The sequence below is a fragment of the Duganella sp. CT11-25 genome, from assembly GCF_047302815.1.
In the GTDB taxonomy this organism is placed as follows: Bacteria; Pseudomonadota; Gammaproteobacteria; order Burkholderiales; family Burkholderiaceae_D; genus Rugamonas.
This window is the reverse complement of the sequence record NZ_JBKBFD010000001.1, coordinates 3,113,616-3,129,835: the sequence shown is the minus strand read 5'-3', so window position 1 is coordinate 3,129,835 and position 16,220 is coordinate 3,113,616. Positions and strand designations below refer to the sequence as shown.

The 16,220-nt window shown below is 53.3% G+C and carries 16 protein-coding genes and 1 pseudogene; 6 read left to right on the top strand and 11 right to left on the bottom strand.

What is annotated here, in order from left to right; translation table 11 throughout:
• The first annotated feature begins 122 nt into the window (after positions 1 to 122).
• Positions 123 to 1,352 (top strand): tyrosine-type recombinase/integrase, encoded by a 1,230-nt coding sequence (locus tag ACEN9F_RS13300; protein ID WP_413420493.1) that lies wholly within the window; start codon positions 123 to 125, stop codon positions 1,350 to 1,352.
• Between the two features lie 69 nt (positions 1,353 to 1,421).
• Here the strand turns inward: ACEN9F_RS13300 and ACEN9F_RS13295 are convergent, their stop codons facing one another.
• Positions 1,422 to 1,661, bottom strand: coding sequence for a helix-turn-helix transcriptional regulator (locus ACEN9F_RS13295; protein WP_413420492.1), 240 nt, complete (start codon positions 1,659 to 1,661; stop codon positions 1,422 to 1,424).
• A 287-nt stretch (positions 1,662 to 1,948) separates the two neighbouring features.
• Here ACEN9F_RS13295 and tnpA (ACEN9F_RS13290) point away from each other — a divergent pair, with 287 nt between their 5' ends.
• The 5 genes from tnpA (ACEN9F_RS13290) (at position 1,949) to ACEN9F_RS13270 (ending at position 8,469) form a co-directional block, all read left to right on the top strand.
• Entirely contained in the window at positions 1,949 to 2,335 is a 387-nt protein-coding gene (gene tnpA, locus ACEN9F_RS13290; RefSeq protein ID WP_413420491.1) for an IS66-like element accessory protein TnpA, read from the top strand.
• Positions 2,332 to 2,688, top strand: a complete 357-nt coding sequence (tnpB, locus tag ACEN9F_RS13285) for an IS66 family insertion sequence element accessory protein TnpB (RefSeq protein WP_413420490.1) — start codon at positions 2,332 to 2,334, stop codon at positions 2,686 to 2,688. Before tnpA (ACEN9F_RS13290) ends, tnpB begins: the two co-directional genes overlap by 4 nt.
• The gene (locus ACEN9F_RS13280) at positions 2,655 to 2,864 is read left to right on the top strand and encodes a hypothetical protein (RefSeq protein ID WP_413420489.1); all 210 of its coding nucleotides are present in this window, start codon (positions 2,655 to 2,657) and stop codon (positions 2,862 to 2,864) included. Before tnpB ends, ACEN9F_RS13280 begins: the two co-directional genes overlap by 34 nt.
• Positions 2,865 to 2,943: 79 nt before the next feature.
• Positions 2,944 to 4,434, top strand: a complete 1,491-nt coding sequence (locus tag ACEN9F_RS13275; RefSeq protein WP_413420488.1) for a lipase/acyltransferase domain-containing protein — start codon at positions 2,944 to 2,946, stop codon at positions 4,432 to 4,434.
• Between the two features lie 33 nt (positions 4,435 to 4,467).
• Positions 4,468 to 8,469: a CHAT domain-containing protein gene (locus tag ACEN9F_RS13270; protein WP_413420487.1), complete on the top strand. Its 4,002-nt coding sequence runs from the start codon at positions 4,468 to 4,470 to the stop codon at positions 8,467 to 8,469.
• A gap of 210 nt (positions 8,470 to 8,679) precedes the next feature.
• Here the strand turns inward: ACEN9F_RS13270 and tnpA (ACEN9F_RS13265) are convergent, their stop codons facing one another.
• The 10 genes and pseudogenes from tnpA (ACEN9F_RS13265) to ACEN9F_RS13220 all read right to left on the bottom strand — a co-directional run bounded on the left by tnpA (ACEN9F_RS13265) (position 8,680) and on the right by ACEN9F_RS13220 (position 15,717).
• On the bottom strand, positions 8,680 to 9,033 hold the full coding sequence (gene tnpA / locus ACEN9F_RS13265; RefSeq protein WP_413427052.1) for an IS66 family insertion sequence element accessory protein TnpA: 354 nt from the start codon (positions 9,031 to 9,033) through the stop codon (positions 8,680 to 8,682).
• A 36-nt stretch (positions 9,034 to 9,069) separates the two neighbouring features.
• Positions 9,070 to 9,378: pseudogene (locus ACEN9F_RS13260) on the bottom strand (IS66 family transposase); the annotation flags it as partial.
• Positions 9,379 to 9,407: 29 nt separating this feature from the next.
• Positions 9,408 to 9,839 (bottom strand): hypothetical protein, encoded by a 432-nt coding sequence (locus ACEN9F_RS13255; protein WP_413420486.1) that lies wholly within the window; start codon positions 9,837 to 9,839, stop codon positions 9,408 to 9,410.
• A gap of 44 nt (positions 9,840 to 9,883) precedes the next feature.
• The gene (locus ACEN9F_RS13250; RefSeq protein ID WP_413420485.1) at positions 9,884 to 10,246 is read right to left on the bottom strand and encodes a 6-carboxytetrahydropterin synthase; all 363 of its coding nucleotides are present in this window, start codon (positions 10,244 to 10,246) and stop codon (positions 9,884 to 9,886) included.
• A complete protein-coding gene (gene queE, locus ACEN9F_RS13245) occupies positions 10,243 to 10,878 on the bottom strand; it encodes a 7-carboxy-7-deazaguanine synthase (RefSeq protein ID WP_413420484.1) in 636 nt (211 codons plus the stop codon). Before queE ends, ACEN9F_RS13250 begins: the two co-directional genes overlap by 4 nt.
• Positions 10,875 to 11,579 (bottom strand): 7-cyano-7-deazaguanine synthase QueC, encoded by a 705-nt coding sequence (gene queC, locus ACEN9F_RS13240; RefSeq protein WP_413420483.1) that lies wholly within the window; start codon positions 11,577 to 11,579, stop codon positions 10,875 to 10,877. Before queC ends, queE begins: the two co-directional genes overlap by 4 nt.
• Positions 11,580 to 11,593: 14 nt before the next feature.
• On the bottom strand, positions 11,594 to 12,682 hold the full coding sequence (gene dbpB, locus ACEN9F_RS13235) for a DGQHR domain-containing protein DpdB (protein ID WP_413420482.1): 1,089 nt from the start codon (positions 12,680 to 12,682) through the stop codon (positions 11,594 to 11,596).
• Complete coding sequence (gene dpdA, locus ACEN9F_RS13230) at positions 12,679 to 13,968, bottom strand: tRNA-guanine transglycosylase DpdA (protein ID WP_413420481.1); 1,290 nt, start codon at positions 13,966 to 13,968, stop codon at positions 12,679 to 12,681. The genes dbpB (ACEN9F_RS13235) and dpdA overlap by 4 nt, the downstream gene beginning before the upstream one ends.
• Complete coding sequence (dbpB, locus tag ACEN9F_RS13225) at positions 13,965 to 15,089, bottom strand: DGQHR domain-containing protein DpdB (protein ID WP_413420480.1); 1,125 nt, start codon at positions 15,087 to 15,089, stop codon at positions 13,965 to 13,967. The genes dpdA and dbpB (ACEN9F_RS13225) overlap by 4 nt, the downstream gene beginning before the upstream one ends.
• Positions 15,076 to 15,717: a hypothetical protein gene (locus ACEN9F_RS13220; protein ID WP_413420479.1), complete on the bottom strand. Its 642-nt coding sequence runs from the start codon at positions 15,715 to 15,717 to the stop codon at positions 15,076 to 15,078. Before ACEN9F_RS13220 ends, dbpB (ACEN9F_RS13225) begins: the two co-directional genes overlap by 14 nt.
• Positions 15,718 to 16,220: the final 503 nt, after the last annotated feature.

Genomic DNA, 16,220 nt, shown 5'->3' with positions numbered 1-16,220 from the left:
TGTCTCTTCAAATCCGTCGGAGTACCATGAAATCCACGACGAGTGAGGGACAAAAAAGCGCCAGGTCCCTCACTTGGAAGTTTGGTCCCTCATTCGGCGCCAGATCACTCCGGGAGGCAGTCATGGCCCTTACCGACCTTTTCGTACGGAAACTCAAGCATTCCGGCAAACCCAGCGGCGACAAATACAGCGACGGCCGATCGCTGTACCTGCTTGTCAAAGAGTCAAATAAGTACTGGCGCATGAATTACCGGTTCGATGGCAAGCACAAGACTTTGGCTCTCGGCATCTATCCTGAAGTCTCGCTGGCGGAAGCACGCGAGCTGTGCGCGGATGCACGCAAGCAGTTGCGGGCTGGTGTCGATCCGAAGCCGCTGAAGGTCGACGCGCGCGCGGATCTGCAGGAGCCTGAGCAAAACACCTTTGAGGCGCTGGCGCGTCAGTGGCTCACGAAGATGGAGGCCAGCCGCAGCGCGCACACCCAGGACAAGGTATTGGCCTGGCTGGAACACGACCTATTTCCCTTTATTGGCAACTTGCCGGTATCGACTATCAAGCCGCGCGATGTGCTTGGCGTCATACAGCGCGTCGAGGCGCGCGGTGCGATTGATTCGGCCCACCGCATCAAACAAGTATGCGGCCAGATTCTTCGCTTTGGCGTGGCGATAGGATGGTTGGAGCGCGACGTGACACCGGACTTGAAAGGCGCATTGGTCGCCATACCGCAGACGAATTTCGCGGCGATCACGGAGCCGAAGGAACTGGCGGTGTTGTTACGCTCGATATCCGCCTATAACGGTCATGTGGTGGCCGTGGCGGCGTTAAAACTAACACCGCTGCTGTTTGTACGTCCGGGCGAATTACGCGCCGCAGAATGGCGGGAATTCGATCTGGATGCGGCGGAGTGGCGTATCCCGGCGGCGAAAATGAAAATGAAGATGGAGCACATGGTGCCGCTCCCCACGCAAGCCGTGGAAATTCTGCGCGAACTTCACCGCGTGACCGGGCATGGGAAGTATGTCTTCCCCAGTCTCCGTACAGAGGATGCATGTATGAGCGAGAACACCATCAACGCGGCGCTGCGCGGCATGGGATTCGCGAAAGACGTCATGACGGCGCATGGTTTCCGCGCTACGGCGCGAACGATCCTGGACGAGGTGCTGAACGAGCGTGTGGACCTGATCGAGCATCAACTGGCGCACCGCGTGATCGATCCGAACGGGCGCGCATACAACCGCACCGCGCATCTACCGGCCCGCGCTGCGATGATGCAGCGCTGGGCCGACTACCTCGATAAGCTGCGCCTCGGTGCCGACGTTGTTCCGATCCGTCCTGCTCCGGGGATTGGCTAGTGTTGACCGTAGCGTTATTGGGCAGGCTTGTAGAGGATTTGGGTGAGCAAGGCTATGTGGCGATACTGGTCACGGCAACTGGGCTGATTGACGATGCTTCATCGTGCGAAGCTTGATTCGGAGTTCGGCCCATTCCAGCACCTCGCTTTGAAGCCAAGCCACTGAGCGTGTTGAAATCCTGATAGGCTCGGGGAATTGACGCTCCTTGATGTTGTTGTACAGTGTGCTTCGGGACATTCCGCATATCCGCAATACTTCCTTCAGGCGAATCAAACGAATGGTTTCGGGGAGACTGTCGTCGCTTCTCATATTGTCCTCCAGTGTTGGTTGTCGCTGTACGATACGATGCACCGTTGTCCGTGCACGCGCCAATCGAAATCAGACCGTTTATCGCGGCCCTTTTCTCATCAGCGTTCGACAAATAAATCGATGAGAATTTTGTGTTTGCGGTGCCGGCGCGAGCGCCTAGTGGCGGACAGTTAATATGCTTTTCGACGCGAAGGGTGTAAGCGTCTTTCCAACGCCGTCTGCACTGTCTGACCAGCGTCATCCATGATCGAATTTTGGCACAGGATTTGTGCCCACAAATTCGGATTATGGACACAAATTTTCAACCGATCATTTCCACGAATGCACGCGGCCACTACCGCCAGCACCCGTTGGAATTCAAGCGCGCATTGGTGGCGCTGTCGCTGGAACCGGGCGCCTCAGTCGCGCGCATCGCGCGCGATCACGGCGTCAACGCCAACCAGGTGTTTAGCTGGCGCCGCCTGTATGAGCAAGGGCGGCTCGGCGTGCCTGCGTTGATGCGTGACGATGGCCTGTTGCCGGTGGTACTGGCACCAGCGGCGCCTGCTCCGAGTAACGGCACTTCCGAAGCCAATGGCATTATCGTGCTGGAGCTGGGCGAGGTGCGCGTGCGGATCGAAGGCCAGCCGAACGCCTCTACGCTGGCGCAAGTGTTGGATCGGGTGCTGCGATGATCGGGCTGCCGGCAGGCACCAAGGTCTGGCTCGCCGCCGGCACCACCGACATGCGCTCCGGCTTCAATGGCCTTGCTGCAAAAGTGCAGACGGCGCTGGAGGAGGACCCGTTCAGCGGGCACGTGTTTGTATTCCGAGGCCGGCGCGGCGACCTTGTCAAATTACTGTGGTGGACCGGCGATGGCCTGTGCTTGTTGGCCAAGCGGCTTGAGCGCGGTCGCTTCATCTGGCCCCAGGCCAGCAACGGCTCGGTGGCGTTGACGCAGGCGCAGCTGTCGATGCTGCTCGAAGGCATAGACTGGCGGCGGCCCGAGCGGACGTGGAAACCGACGTCGGCTTCATCGCCGGCATGATCATCGACAAGTTCGCCTACCACCAGCCCTTGTACCGCCAGTACGTCAAATTGCAGGACTCCGGCATTTCCCGGCCTGGGGTGCACGTCCGCCTTGCGGGTGCGCCGCCTTGCCTCCTGCCGGGCCTATGGCCCACATTGCGCTTCCACCAATACAACCTAAAAATTTATTTTTAACACGTAAAAAGAAGTACGGGTTACGATGTGATTTATGCAATTTTCTGTGTCTTCGAAAACTGAACAGGAGCCCTGATCTATGCCTATCCACGTCGACCGCCGCAGCTTCATGATCGCCGGAAGCGCTCTCGCGGCTGGCGGAGTCATATCGAATCCAGCTGCTGCGCGGGACGCGGGCGGAGCTGGAATCGACTTGATCATTTTGATTCCCGGCATCGGTGGCAGCGTGCTTTCTCAGAACGGGAAGGATGCTTGGGCGCCCTCGGCCAAAGGGATGCATCGGGCAATTAAGAGCCTCGGAAGCAGTTTGGCATCCCTTAAACTGGTGAACGATCCGGTGGACTCCGATGACTGCGGAGACGGTGTCACTGCTGACAGGCTGGTTCCGGATGTACATCTTATTCCAGGTCTCTGGCGTATCGACGGCTACACAAAAATATCCGATACGATCGTCGCAATGCCGGGAGTTGTCAAAGACAAAAATTTCTTCACTCTCCCTTATGATTGGCGACGGGACAATCGTGTGAGCGCCCGCAGGCTCGCGAAAAAAAGCGAACTGTGGCTTCAGGCCTGGCGAGAGAGTTCAGGCAATCGCGATGCCAAGCTGATCCTTGTCTGCCACTCAATGGGCGGGCTGGTGGCAAGATATTTCTTGGAGTGTATGACGGGGTGGAAAGTTACGCGAAAGCTGATCACTTATGGCACTCCCTACCGAGGGTCCCCGATCGCGCTCGACTTCATTCACAATGGAATGAAGGTCGGCCCAATCAAGTTGGATGGCATCAGTGCACTGTTCAGAACGTTTACCTCGGTTTACCAACTGCTCCCGATCTACCCCTGCATTGAAAGCGGCGGTGTCATATCGCGCGTATCCGAACTCAACGGAATCGAGAACGTTGATCAACAAAGAGCGATTCACGCACTAAAATTTCATCAGGAAATTGAGGCGGCGGTGAAACGTAATCAACGCGTTACGCAGTATCGTCAGAAGGGATACCAGATTCATCCCATCGTCGGAATATCGCAGGATACCCTGCAATCTGCACGCCGCAGCGAGCATAAACTGATCATGTCGCGTGCAGTCCCGAACTTGGTCTTCTCTGGGGACGGGACAGTACCGCGAGCTTCTGCCACGCCGATTGAAATCCAGGAGAAGAATCTCGAATTGTTTGTGTCGGAAAATCACGGCTCTTTACAAAACTCTGATCTCACACTCGGGCAACTGAAAGGCCTACTGACAGCCGGCGCGATGGATTGGACGGCTTATCGTGGAGTAGATGGAGCCTTGGCCCTGAACGTTCCCTCCGCGATGCGCTTAGGAGAGACCTTTCAGTTTAAGGGGGCGCTTGATGCTGCGATTTTTCGACGGGCTATCACGATAACATTTTCGGATGCCTATTCAGGGAGTATTTTAAAGACAGTCAGCTTGACCGCTACTCCGGATGGTAAGTACGCAGGCAAGACTGCAGGCTTGAATGAAGGCACCTATCGAATCAAAGCTGAATTTACCAAGCTGACTACGCCTGACAACGCAACCATTTCCGACGTCTTTATCGTCGTTGCGGCTTAGATAGTCAACGAATACCACAATGGGGAGGATCACATGTTCGTCACGTCGCAAACTTTGCTTTGCAAAATTTCCGGGCTTGCGGCGGCGATGATGTGGTGCATGGCCAGTGCGGGCGCGATCGCTGCAGAGGTGATCCAAGAGGTTGAACTGTGCAGACAAGCAGCGGGCTTCGATACAAAGGGAGGCTACCAGCTCTCCGCGCCCACTGCAGATGCTATAGCAGTTTGTGAACGCGCAATGCATCACAACGTAGTCGATGTGCAGGCCTATTTAGGCCGCGCTTACTATTTCGCTAAGCGCTTTGAAGATGCAAAACGTGTCATCAGTGCGGCGAACGATGGCGGCAGCGTGACCGCCATGGGCATGATGGGCGTCCTACATGGAAATGGATATGGCTTCGTCGAGGACAGGTCCCAGGCCTTGTCGTGGTATCAGCGGGCGGCGGAAAGAGGCAATGCTATCGGCCAAGTCAATCTTTCTGCTCTATTTTCACGAGAAGATGAACACCGCGATTTGACGAAGGCAATTACTTGGGCTCGTTTGGCAGCAGACCAAGGAAATGCTGTCGGTCAAGTGATGCTTGCCAAAAAGTATCGTGATGGTGAGGGAGTATCCGCGGACAACGCAAGCGCGTTGGCATTCTTCAGGGCCGCTGCCGAGCAGGGCAACTCAGACGCTCAGGTGAATTTGGCGAGTATGTATAAATTGGGTTTGGGTACACCAAAGGATGAACGAAAAGCTTTTTCCTGGTATCGCAGGGCTGCCGCACAAAATGCTCCATTTGCACAGTTGAAGGTTGGCGAGTACTACGAGAGGGGTACTGGCGGCCTCGCAGTCGACTTGAAGGAGGCCGCGTCTTGGTACAGAAAATCTGCCGAAAATAATAATAAAATTGCACAGTTCAATCTCGGTAACATGTATGACAATGCAAGAGGCGTGATTCGCGATTACGGCGCTGCGGCAGAGTGGTATCGGAAATCAGCCATTCAAGGGGATGCGGACGCGCAGTTGTACCTCGGGCTTATGTATCTAAACGGCCAAGGTGTTGAAAAAGACGCTGTGCAGGCCGCACATTGGATTGAAAAGGCCAGCGCACAAGGCAACATCGCTGCGCAGTACGAGCGGGCAATGCTGGTTGGGCGCGGATGGCAGGGCAACCCGCCCAACTCTCAAGAATCACTGGCATTGCTCACGGGACTACGCGAAAAAGATGACAATGCGTACTTGATGTGGTTGAAGTTGCAACCGGTGCCGGGAGCCATGCTTGATATTTCGAATAGGGAAAAAGCTGGCTGGGGGGGAGGGTTCATGATGCGGTGCCGGTTTCTTATAGCGGCAGAGCTAGGGGGGCAGGCAGTACGCGAAATCGAACAATATTTGCGCTCAAAAGTTTACTCGTCTCTTTCTCGTGAAAAGAAACGTGAAACAGTCGCTCGGCTGGATATGGCTGTCAACAAAATCTCGTCTTTCACCGATGCAGATTTGGAACATTTGCATGTGCTTGCCGATTTTGGACTTCCCGGTGCTGCTAGGGTTTTAGGAAGGCATTATCAAAAGCGAGGGAGTCCAAGGGATCAGACTGCTGCAGTGGCTTGGTTCTTGAAATCAGCGTCGGCGGGCTACGCCAAAGCGCAGACAGACCTTGGCGTAATGTATTTGAACGGTACGAATCTGAAGCCCGATCTTCCCAAGGCTGTGTCCTGGTTGCGTAAAGCGGCAGGCAATTCTCATCCTGACGCACGCGCACAGTATCAATTAGCGAAACTCTCAGAATCCGGACGTGGAATCCCACTGGACCGGACCGCCGCACTGGTTTGGTATCAGACAGCAGCGGCCGATGAAAATGTAGATGCCCAAAAGCGCTTGGGGGAAATATATGAACAGGGCGTATTCGGTGTAACAGATCTGACAATCTCGGCCCAGTGGTATCGACGTGCTGCCGATGAAGGAGATGCTGCCGCACAATTCAAACTGGGCGAGCTATATCAGCAGGGAAGTGGCCTGGAAAAAAACGAAACCAGAGCGATGTTTTGGTATCGGCGAGCGCTCGCGAATGGCAGTCCTGAGGCCAAGTCCAGTCTTGCTTTACTTCGTAAAACTAGCCGAAGTGACGAAGCCGCTTCTGCTCTAATCGAGGAAGGCACCAAGTTGGCAGATTCAGCTTTGGTGAGCGCCTCCGCACATGATTACCTCGACGCTGCAAAAAGCTATGAATCGGCGGCCGATTGGTATTTGGCCGCTGATCGAATCGATGACGCGATTGGCGTTCAGGTAAAGGCAATTGCAATGCGCGAGGTATTTGCGGAGACGTTTGGCGGTGGCGAAAATAATTATTTTGGGCTGCTGAATAGTTCTTGCACATGGGCCCGGGCAGGACGTTGGGCTGTGGCCCACAAGCTGCCTGAACTTGGGCTCGTATTTGCAAAGCATTCAGTCAACCGACTTCAACAGGCTCGGGAACAGTTGGGCCAGCTGGACTCGGCGATGAGAGAGTGCTTCCTCAAAGTGCATGAGGATCGGTACCGTTGGCTTGCTGACCTTATGGTCGATTTAGGGCAACTGCGTGAAGCTGAGCAGGTACTTGGTATGCTGAAGCATTTTGAAGTAGAAGAATACACACAACGCGCAGGACGCTCGCCAACGGTGGAGAAGTTTAATTTCAATTCTCGCGAGCAGGCACTACTTGACTCTGCTAAAGAGGCAGGGGCTGAGATTGCAGCCGCAACAACGCTGCGTCGACTCGAGGATATCGAACTAAAGCAAAAACGTAAGCTGAGCGCACAAGAACAAGTCACCAAAGCCGCGACAATCGAACTTTTGCGAAACGTGCAGGTTAAATTGAACAATCAAATGAAAGGAATCCTCGCGGATTTGCGAGCGGCGAATCCCAATGTGACAACCGACGTGACCCAACGTGCGTCTGAACTGACCTCCGCAATATCAATCCAACGCAGCCTTCGTGACGTCTTCCGGCGTAAAGCCGTCGTGATTCAGGCTGTGGTGCTACCCCATCGCACCCATCTTGTTCTGACGAGCGCCGACGCACAGAAAGTGGTCACGATCGACGTAACGCGTACCGAATTGAGTCGTAAGGTGGCTGCGATGCGTAAGGCAGTTCAGAACACAACGATAGAATCACGAGTTATAGGAAAAGAACTTTATTCATTGCTCATCGCGCCGGCCAGATCTTTTCTCAGCGGTGCGGATACCCTGATGATCTCGATGGATGATGTGCTGCGCTACCTACCTGTTGCAGCGCTGTACGATGGCGAAAAATACTTGGTGGAGGAGTTTTCTGTCACAAACTACAGTCCAACCACACGCGATATCCTCGTCGCTCCTGCCCAGCGAGGCAATTGGCAGCTTGCGGCGTTCGGAAGTTCAAAAGCTCAGCCAAAGTTCGGCTTTTCAGCGCTTCGCGAGGTTCCCGGAGAACTGCGTCAAATTGTGCGCGAAGCCGGAGAAAAAGATGGCGCATTTCCTGGTGTGCGACGCCTGGACCAGGCATTTACTCGGGTAAGTCTTTCGCATGCTCTGCGGCGATATCCGGCGGTACACATTGCAAGTCATTTCCGTCTCAGCTTTGGGGATATGAAAAATTCAGTCATGCTACTAGGCGACGGGGCAACGTTGCCGATGAGTGACCTCACTACCAATGCCATTGATTTTGGGATGTCGTATGTCGATCTGTTGACGCTCTCTGCATGCGAGACGGCTATTCCCATCGGTCTGGATACAGCCACGGGAGCGGAGATTGAAAGTCTAAGCTCGTTGATTCACAAGGCCGGGGCGCGTTCTGTTATCGCGACCCTGTGGCCAGTAAGCGACAGTGCGACAACGATCATGATGGGCAGCTTTTACCGGAATCTGGCGCGTTCTACAAAAATGAGTAAAGCGGGTGCGCTGAGAAAGGCGCAAATCGAATTTATTCGGTCCGGACGATTAGCCAAGACAAGTCAGAAAACTTTCCTGAAACCAGATCTTAGCCATCCATATTACTGGGCGCCTTACACTCTTTTAGGAAACTGGCTCTAGCTGAAGAACGCTTCAGAGCGGCGCATAACGATTGGTGTTTCTCACAGACGCAGAAGTGATTTCCGCAGGCGGCCTTGCTCTCGGGGCTCGGATGTTGGCGCCGACCGAAAATTGACCGGTAGGTCAATATTGGGTCGGCGCCAACAGGCAGGCGCATGCTCACCGGCTGGCCGTACAGGAAGACACGCACCTGGCCTTCGGGAAAGAACATCAGCGCCTCGCGATCGTCAGCACGACACCGCCGCCGAGATCGATACGAATGTCTAGGCCGGGCGTGGCCGGTGGCGCGTGTATTGGCCCTGGTGCCGGTGAAGGCTCGGGGGCCCTGCGGACGATGGCGCTGCTGACGGCGCCGAGATCGATGAATGTGGATGCTGGCGTCGGCGGCACAGCCGCACCTCCGTTGGTGGCGTTCGCCAGTTTTGTGCACCAGACGTGAAAGTTGGCCTGCGAGATCGCCTCATCCCGGCAGAAGGCGGCGATGCTCTTGCCGCTCGCGGCATGCCGCGCCAGTTGATTACGCCAACTCGCTTCTTTTGAGGTCTGGAATTCCTGCTTGTTCAGTAAGCGTCCGCCCAGTGACGTCTTGAGTATTTGGGGAAACAGGTAGTTGCGGCGGCCTATCGCCACGCCACGCAGTGCGCGTTCGGCCGCCGAGTTGTCGATCTCGATGGCGCCGTCGTCGCAGTAGCGCAGCAGCGCCGGCCAAAGCTTCAGCGCGTACAGAATCGCCGCCGCCGTGTCGGACTTGCGCGATAGCGTGTCGAGCGTGGTGAGCAGCCAGTGTTCAAAGCCATCGAGCAAGGGGCGCGCGCGAGCTTGCCGTACCTGTCTTCGCTCGTCGGGCGGCTGGCCCCGGATCTCGGCTTCGATCACGTACAGTTCGGCGATGCGGCGCTTCTCTTCCGACACCGGAGCATTACGTCTCCAATCGAAATTTACACGGATTGGTTGTTGATGGTCTGATTGAGGTCCGACAGCAAAAACGATATTACATTCGTCTTCATTGACATTACGGAATTTGCAAACAGAGTGGCACTATTAATGAGTTCCGCAAGTTCGCGCAGTGACGAGACAGCTTTAATTCGCCTATCAAGCGTCTCCAGTATGCCGAGCATTTCTTGCTGACTGATTGCGAGACCCGGCCGCGCCAGCCTCTTCGCTTCGATTAGCAAAGTGTTCGCTCGGCTTCGGAGGGCATATTCCTCCGTTAGCAGAGCATATGGTAAGGTATTGTCCTCTTTGCTTGCAGTTCCGGACAACTCCCGCAGACTGTCATGGATGGCTCCGCAAGCTCGCATAATAGACAACGCGAGTTCCCGAACTTGTTGTTCGGTCTGTAGGGCATTTGATTCGGTGCAGTTTTCCATTTTTTTCTCCGAGTGATCACAGTGTATGTTACGGTCTACTTGGGTTACTTAGACAAACAGCAACGGTCCCCGCTTGCTTGGCGTTCTATCGTCACGCGGACTAACGCAGGCATAGTTTCTTGCAGTTCGCGGAAAACGTAGGTGCAGAGGTTTTCGAGTGTTGCAGGGCCAATCCCTTCAACCTCATCTAGAAAACGGTGGTCTAGTTTTTCTCGGACCCGTTCAATTTCTCTGCGCACAAATCCGAGATCGGTGAGCATCCCAGTTTCAGGGGCTGGCTGGCCTTCCAATGTAATTTCACAGTGGTAAGTGTGGCCGTGAATGCGACGACTTCCTTCGGAGTCGACGTTGCGTTCGAGGGTGTGTGCTGCCTCGAAATAGAATTTTTGACTCAGTTCGTACTTCATCGAATACCGATCACCTTATGAGTTTGAACGCTCAAATTCCAGCGCGGATTTTGCTTGCAATACGCCACTGCCAACACTGTATTCTTGACTTGCACAGGACCGTCCATTGGTTGCAGGAGAAAATGCTCGAACTCGAATTGCTCGAAGAGTTCCGGCTCGGCGCCGTGTTGCGGATAGACTAACTTCAGTTCTTGCCCTTTGCGAATGACCAATGTCGTCCCTGCCTTTGGGCTGACGCAAATCCAGTCTATATTTGCTACTGGTTCGATCGTGCCGTTTGTCTCGACCGCGACAAAAAAATCCCTGTCATGTAAGGCAGTCACGAGAGGTTCATCAATTTGCAACATCGGCTCACCACCAGTGAGGACGACAAAACGGTGCTTTCGATCGCTTGCTTTCCAGTGCTGTTCGATTGCGTCCGCCAAGGCGTCCGCAGATTTGAATTTTCCACCGCCGGTGCCATCGGTTCCGACGAAGTCAGTGTCACAAAACGAACAGATGGAAGTACTACGATCCGCTTCGCGTCCTGTCCACAAATTGCAACCGCTGAAACGACAGAATACCGCTGGGCGGCCCGCATGTGTTCCTTCGCCTTGAAGTGTATAGAAAATTTCTTTAACGCTATATGTCATACCTGACCTGCCTCAACGAAGCTTTTGAATCCACTCTTGCGAAGTTCGCAGGCGGGGCATAAGCCGCAACCGTAGCCCCAATCGTGTTTGGCCTGGCGGTCGCCCAAATAACAGGTGTGCGATAGTTCACGCACAATGTCGAGGAGGTCTTCGCCGCCCAGTTCGACTGCCAATTGCCAGGTTTGCTTCTTGTCGAGCCACATTAGTGGCGTCTCAATTACAAGCGGGGCATCCATGCCTAAGCTAAGAGTTACTTGTAATGACTTAAGAGTATTGTCGCGGCAATCGGGATAACCGGAATAGTCAGTCTCGCACATGCCTCCAACAAGTGATTTCAGTTCACGCCGATATGCGACCGCAGCAGCAAAATTGAAGAACAGTAGATTGCGTCCCGGGACGAACGTGTTGGGCAATCCGCTCTTTTCCATTTCAATCGCTTTATTTGACGTCATTGCTGTGTCACTTATCTCGGACAGCAACTTCATGTCAAGCATATGATCCGAACCAAGTCTGGTGGCCCAGGTAGGAAATTTTTCCCGGATAGCCGACAAGATATGTTGCCTGCATTCCAGTTCTACGGCGTGTCGTTGACCATAATCAAATCCAATTGTTTCGACGTGGTCGTAGTTTTTCAGAGCCCAAGCCAAGCATGTTGTGGAGTCTTGTCCACCAGAAAAAAGTACCAAAGCGGTCCGTATCATCTTTCATGCTCCCTTTAAGCTGCGCTGCGTGCCAATCGACGCAGGCTCCGTTTCACAGAGCGAACTAGGAAATTCGCAAGCACATCGATATCCGAGGACGTATTCTGTATCCCGTTCCATGGACGCTGATCGAATTCCGACAGATGCCAAGTGCCACTGGTCCACGCAGTATGGGCTTTTAGTTCGTTAAGACCGACAATAAATTTGTCGTGCAGCGTCGGGCAGGTTGGCAAATCAGCAGAGTAGAGTTGCTCCATCACGAAACCCATCGCCACCAAGCCGGCTCCATGTCGTAGGCGTGAAGTCTTTGGGCTCATACCGATCCATTCATTGCCAAATACTTCGCGTACGGCTTTGAAGAAAGAGTTCAGAAGATCAAACGCAAGTTCCTCAAAATTGTCCTCTTTGATCATGTGACGGATGGCGCCGTCAGAAGTCGAGTTCATGACGATCTTTTGCATGGCGGTGTCGCTCAAAATCCCCTGCGGATTCGTGTGTTGGCGAATTTCGCCACACAAAACTGAGTCAGGTCGGAAATTGAGCCGGTCAACAAGCCGTGCGGCCAATTTTCTTGAAGTAAAGCGTTCTGGCAATCCTTCTACTGTCGGCAAAAGTTCGTAGATCAGCGTCTTTGGAAGAGGGCGCGTGTTGTTGATCAGTACAAACTGCTGCCGCAACTCGTTGTAGTCCTTGCAGACCAGTGCGGAAACGAACACCTGGAAACCTGGTTTGCGAATGCCTGATAGAGCCGTAAGACGTTGCTGACCATCGACAACGAAACCTGGTGGTTGCTCGTTGTCTGGTGCGGTGATCTCGACGTCAACGATTCCTTCACCTAGATCAGTCACCTTCACGTTTCCGAGGAACGCCACAATCACTGCATTGGGAAGTAGCGCATCTTCGCGGCCCAAGTAGTCACGAATTTCTTTGATGTGAGGTGCTATTTGATGTCGCTGGAATCCACGAAGTTCGCCATTTTCCTGGCGTCCAACTCTCTCGATTTCCGAGAACGCCAGTACGTCAGACGGATCAGCTGCGAAGCAGAACACGTCGTGATCTTTGGCCTGCGTTGCTCGTATTGCTTTGAATCGATAAGTTTTCACCGGGACTTCTCCAATATTCTTTGTACATGTTGATGGTAAACGCCCAGGTTATGGAAGCCACGCCGACGATTGCGATTGGCCGAGCGGAAAATAATCACCTCAACGCCAACTTTTGCGCAAACGTCGCAATCGCAATTCTTCCAAGGAGCATCTGCGAGCGTGCGCTCAAGGCGCTGTCGCACCTTCACCAGATTTTTACCGATTTTCTCATCGTCACCGCTCAGCGTCGCGAATTGCTGATAATCCATAATCGCTTCGATGGTCGACTCTATATCCTGGTTTCCCTGATCGAATTGTCGTAGTGCAATCAGCGCTCTTGTTTCGCGTCGCACCAGATCCTCAGGATTAAAAATCCCTCGTTTGATCCCTTGCATCAGACGCGGATTTTCGGTAGCTTGGGGAATTCGAATTGCGGCGTAGTAATCTAAACCACCTTTGCCGTTGGGCATGTAGTAATTGGCTTTCTCATCCATGAACGCTCGTATTAATGGTGAGGTGGAGTCGAAGCTCGTAATGCCGTAATTGGTGAACTCTTGTATTGAGTCGGCTTTTGCAAATCCGAGCAGATGGATTTTTGTGTCCGGCTTGATTTGCTCGCGCAAGGCTTTGAGTACCTGATGGATAACGTCAACTTTAAGTGGAACCAAACCACCGATGGCGAGATAGCAGTAGCCCATCTTTTCCATCGCTACAGCAGCCTCGGCGATGCTTTGCGGTGACCACCCTTGCACCGCGCCCATCGGCTCAAAGGGGAAGCCTTCGGACTCGCAGATGCGCATGAATTCACGCGCATTTTCAAGCGTGAGATCATATCGAAAGAGAACGTCTTCACCCATTGCTTCCCTAGGCGGATTGTCGATATCGCACGCAAATATGATGTGATCGGGGGATACACCATGCGTAAAGCAAGCATCGGCGTAAAACTCGAAGACCTCCTCTGCGTCATAGGCAGGCTTCTCCTGCTCAACATAGGCAAACGAACCGCAATCGCCCATCATCATTGCGTCTTGGTACTTCGGACCGTCAAATCGAAGAAATTTTCGCACGCCGTCGCGAAGAAGTCGTTGTTCCTCGGACGTCGAATATCTTACCTTGGAAGTGGCCACGCCTGGTGCCGAGCGAACAGCGCTCATCGCAACCAATAGACCATCATATGGGGTAGGGGCCATGAGCTCGTGAGCGTACACGTCGTCCCAGTAGCGGCGACGGCCTGGAGCATTCCTATCGGTGGAAAAGTCGTACTCCGGGTCGACGTAATCCTGCGTGTCTGAATATAGGAATTTCATTTTTTTACTTCTGTTGTATAGGCGCGCACTAGTGCGTCCTGTAATTTTTTAATATCGCGGCTGGTATTTTGCAGTTCGTTCCATTCCACACCGATGCTCTCCCATATGCCGGCTGTCCATCGGCAGGATGGAGCTATCTTTTCCAGCTCTTTTCGCACTGTCTTATAGTCTTCTCCGGCACTTGGCAGGCGAGCGTAGATCCGATCCATAAGCACCCCCATGGCTTCTATCCCGGCCGAGTGCATTAACCGACTTTGGCGGGGATCTTTGGCCCATGCGTCCGGGAAGACATCGCGTACTGCGGACCAAAAGGTCACCACGATGTTGTACATCGCTTGAGTGTCGCCTGCTTCCGTGCCATTAGGTTTGTAGGGATAGAGTGCCCCCAAAGGATTGTTCATACTGTTGCGTATCATCTTCGTCACAGCCGAATCGATTATGACTGCCAATCCCGGTTGCTTGCTATCTGATGGGCGCTTGATCAGCTTGTGAAAAGGTGATTTTGGATCTCGATTTAGTAGGTTGCAAATCTCGTACGGGACTTTTCGCAAGTTGAGTTCGCGCGGCAGCAGAACGCTTCGGGTCTCAGGCAGCAATTCGTTAATCAAGCGCGTAGGAAGAGGTTTCGCCTTGTTGACCAAAATGAATTGCTCACGTTGGATTTCCAGGCTGTCGGAGATAAAGGCTATCACCGGAACTGGAAGAGTCTTGTTTTTAGACTGAGCTAAAGCGATCGAGCGCTGCTGGCCATCCACGATCCATGCGACGCGTTCTCCCTCATCGTAGATAGGGATTGTCAACGTGCCTGTTTGACCGATTCCAGCGTCGCCGGTTGGTTTGGTACCCCGAGACGCACTAAACCGTACATCGGGCGACATTGCGAGGATGATGGAGTTTGGAAACAGGACCTGGCCTTGGTTCAAATAGTCGACAATGCCTTTGACATGCTGTTGAATTTCTGGGCGCTGAAATCCCTTCAGCGTGTCGTTATCGCTCCGCTCAATTCGAGAGATATCTGCAACCTTAATTATGTCTTCGCCTCGGATAAAAAAAGCATAGAGATCCAGACCATCGCCCTGCGAGGCATGCAGCGCACGTACTACAATTTCATGCTTTGCCATTATTACCTCTGCTCGCTACCGTCATTTTTAATTGAACTCGTTGCCATAAAAGCCGAAAACGACTCTGCTCGCAAGAAACTAACTGCTGATCCCGAAGCCAGCGCAGCAAGGCTGACTGTGAACCCCTGCAGTAATCCCAATTTTGGAAAATCAAAGCCTCAATCGCTTCGTCGCTTTTTCTTTCCCTTTGTGGTGGACTGCGTTTCACCAAGGCCTCCATTGCAGATATCACTCCTTGGCGAGCTATACTCATAGGGATTTCATGGCCTCGCAGTTCCACCATAAAGTGTCGTAGCGCGCGCTGGGCGAAATCATTGCGTGTTCCCGCATATGACACACTTCCTTCTAGGCGCTCATCATATGGCAAAGCCATTTTGCGTATGTGCTCAGGTAGCTTCGATGCGCCAAATTCCGACGTAATAATACGGAGTCGAGAGATCTGATGTTCGTTCAATCCAGCGAGATCATCGTGGAGCATCGCTAGGTACGTTGACGACATAGCGAGCACTACAATGCAGTTTTTCGAAGCATGACTATCAAGAAGTGTTGCTAATGATCGGGAGGCTTCAAAGCAAGCTGTTAATGCCTGCCACCAGTCCGCAGGAGTTTTGTGGAGTCGAGCTAACATCGCGTGCAGGAGATTTCCTGGCGCTGCTACCACAGTAAGATCATATGATGGCAGTAAGACTTCGCAGTTAACTAAGCCGTGCCCCGCTGAAGCGACATACAACGTAGCCCCTGCGGCGTCTGCCGCGAGCTTCGCTTCTGAAAATGCCCTTCCTTGGTATAACGACCGTACAGGTTCGCGTCGCTGAACTGCATTCACACGTGCAATCCAAATCCGTGCCAACGCTTCAACTGAGGTCACTGCATCATCAACGTGCAGCCTAACCACGTCACCAAGCTCTTTCTTGCGATTTGTGCAACTTGTTATGACGATAGTGCTTGACGGGGCTTGCATGGCGAGGGGGGACCGAAGGGGAGTAATTTCGGACGAATTTTCGCATGTCCTGCAGTTATTTTCTAGTGCTAATTTTAAGAGGTGTAATTAGCCGCCTGGCCAGTATTTTGCGTGAAAAATGAGATTGTTAGTAGGTTAGTGGCCTATGTGCGACAGGATGTCTAACGCTT

What these genes read in the sequence shown, in the direction of transcription:
- ACEN9F_RS13300 (WP_413420493.1), top strand. Translation starts at nt 123, where the DNA reads ATGGCCCTTACCGACCTTTTCGTACGGAAACTCAAGCATTCCGGCAAA.
- ACEN9F_RS13295 (WP_413420492.1), bottom strand. Translation starts at nt 1,661, where the DNA reads ATGAGAAGCGACGACAGTCTCCCCGAAACCATTCGTTTGATTCGCCTG.
- tnpA (WP_413420491.1), top strand. Translation starts at nt 1,949, where the DNA reads ATGGACACAAATTTTCAACCGATCATTTCCACGAATGCACGCGGCCAC.
- tnpB (WP_413420490.1), top strand. Translation starts at nt 2,332, where the DNA reads ATGATCGGGCTGCCGGCAGGCACCAAGGTCTGGCTCGCCGCCGGCACC.
- ACEN9F_RS13275 (WP_413420488.1), top strand. Translation starts at nt 2,944, where the DNA reads ATGCCTATCCACGTCGACCGCCGCAGCTTCATGATCGCCGGAAGCGCT.
- ACEN9F_RS13270 (WP_413420487.1), top strand. Translation starts at nt 4,468, where the DNA reads ATGTTCGTCACGTCGCAAACTTTGCTTTGCAAAATTTCCGGGCTTGCG.
- ACEN9F_RS13255 (WP_413420486.1), bottom strand. Translation starts at nt 9,839, where the DNA reads ATGGAAAACTGCACCGAATCAAATGCCCTACAGACCGAACAACAAGTT.
- ACEN9F_RS13250 (WP_413420485.1), bottom strand. Translation starts at nt 10,246, where the DNA reads ATGAAGTACGAACTGAGTCAAAAATTCTATTTCGAGGCAGCACACACC.
- queE (WP_413420484.1), bottom strand. Translation starts at nt 10,878, where the DNA reads ATGACATATAGCGTTAAAGAAATTTTCTATACACTTCAAGGCGAAGGA.
- queC (WP_413420483.1), bottom strand. Translation starts at nt 11,579, where the DNA reads ATGATACGGACCGCTTTGGTACTTTTTTCTGGTGGACAAGACTCCACA.
- dpdA (WP_413420481.1), bottom strand. Translation starts at nt 13,968, where the DNA reads ATGAAATTCCTATATTCAGACACGCAGGATTACGTCGACCCGGAGTAC.
- dbpB (WP_413420480.1), bottom strand. Translation starts at nt 15,089, where the DNA reads ATGGCAAAGCATGAAATTGTAGTACGTGCGCTGCATGCCTCGCAGGGC.
- ACEN9F_RS13220 (WP_413420479.1), bottom strand. Translation starts at nt 15,717, where the DNA reads ATGTTAGCTCGACTCCACAAAACTCCTGCGGACTGGTGGCAGGCATTA.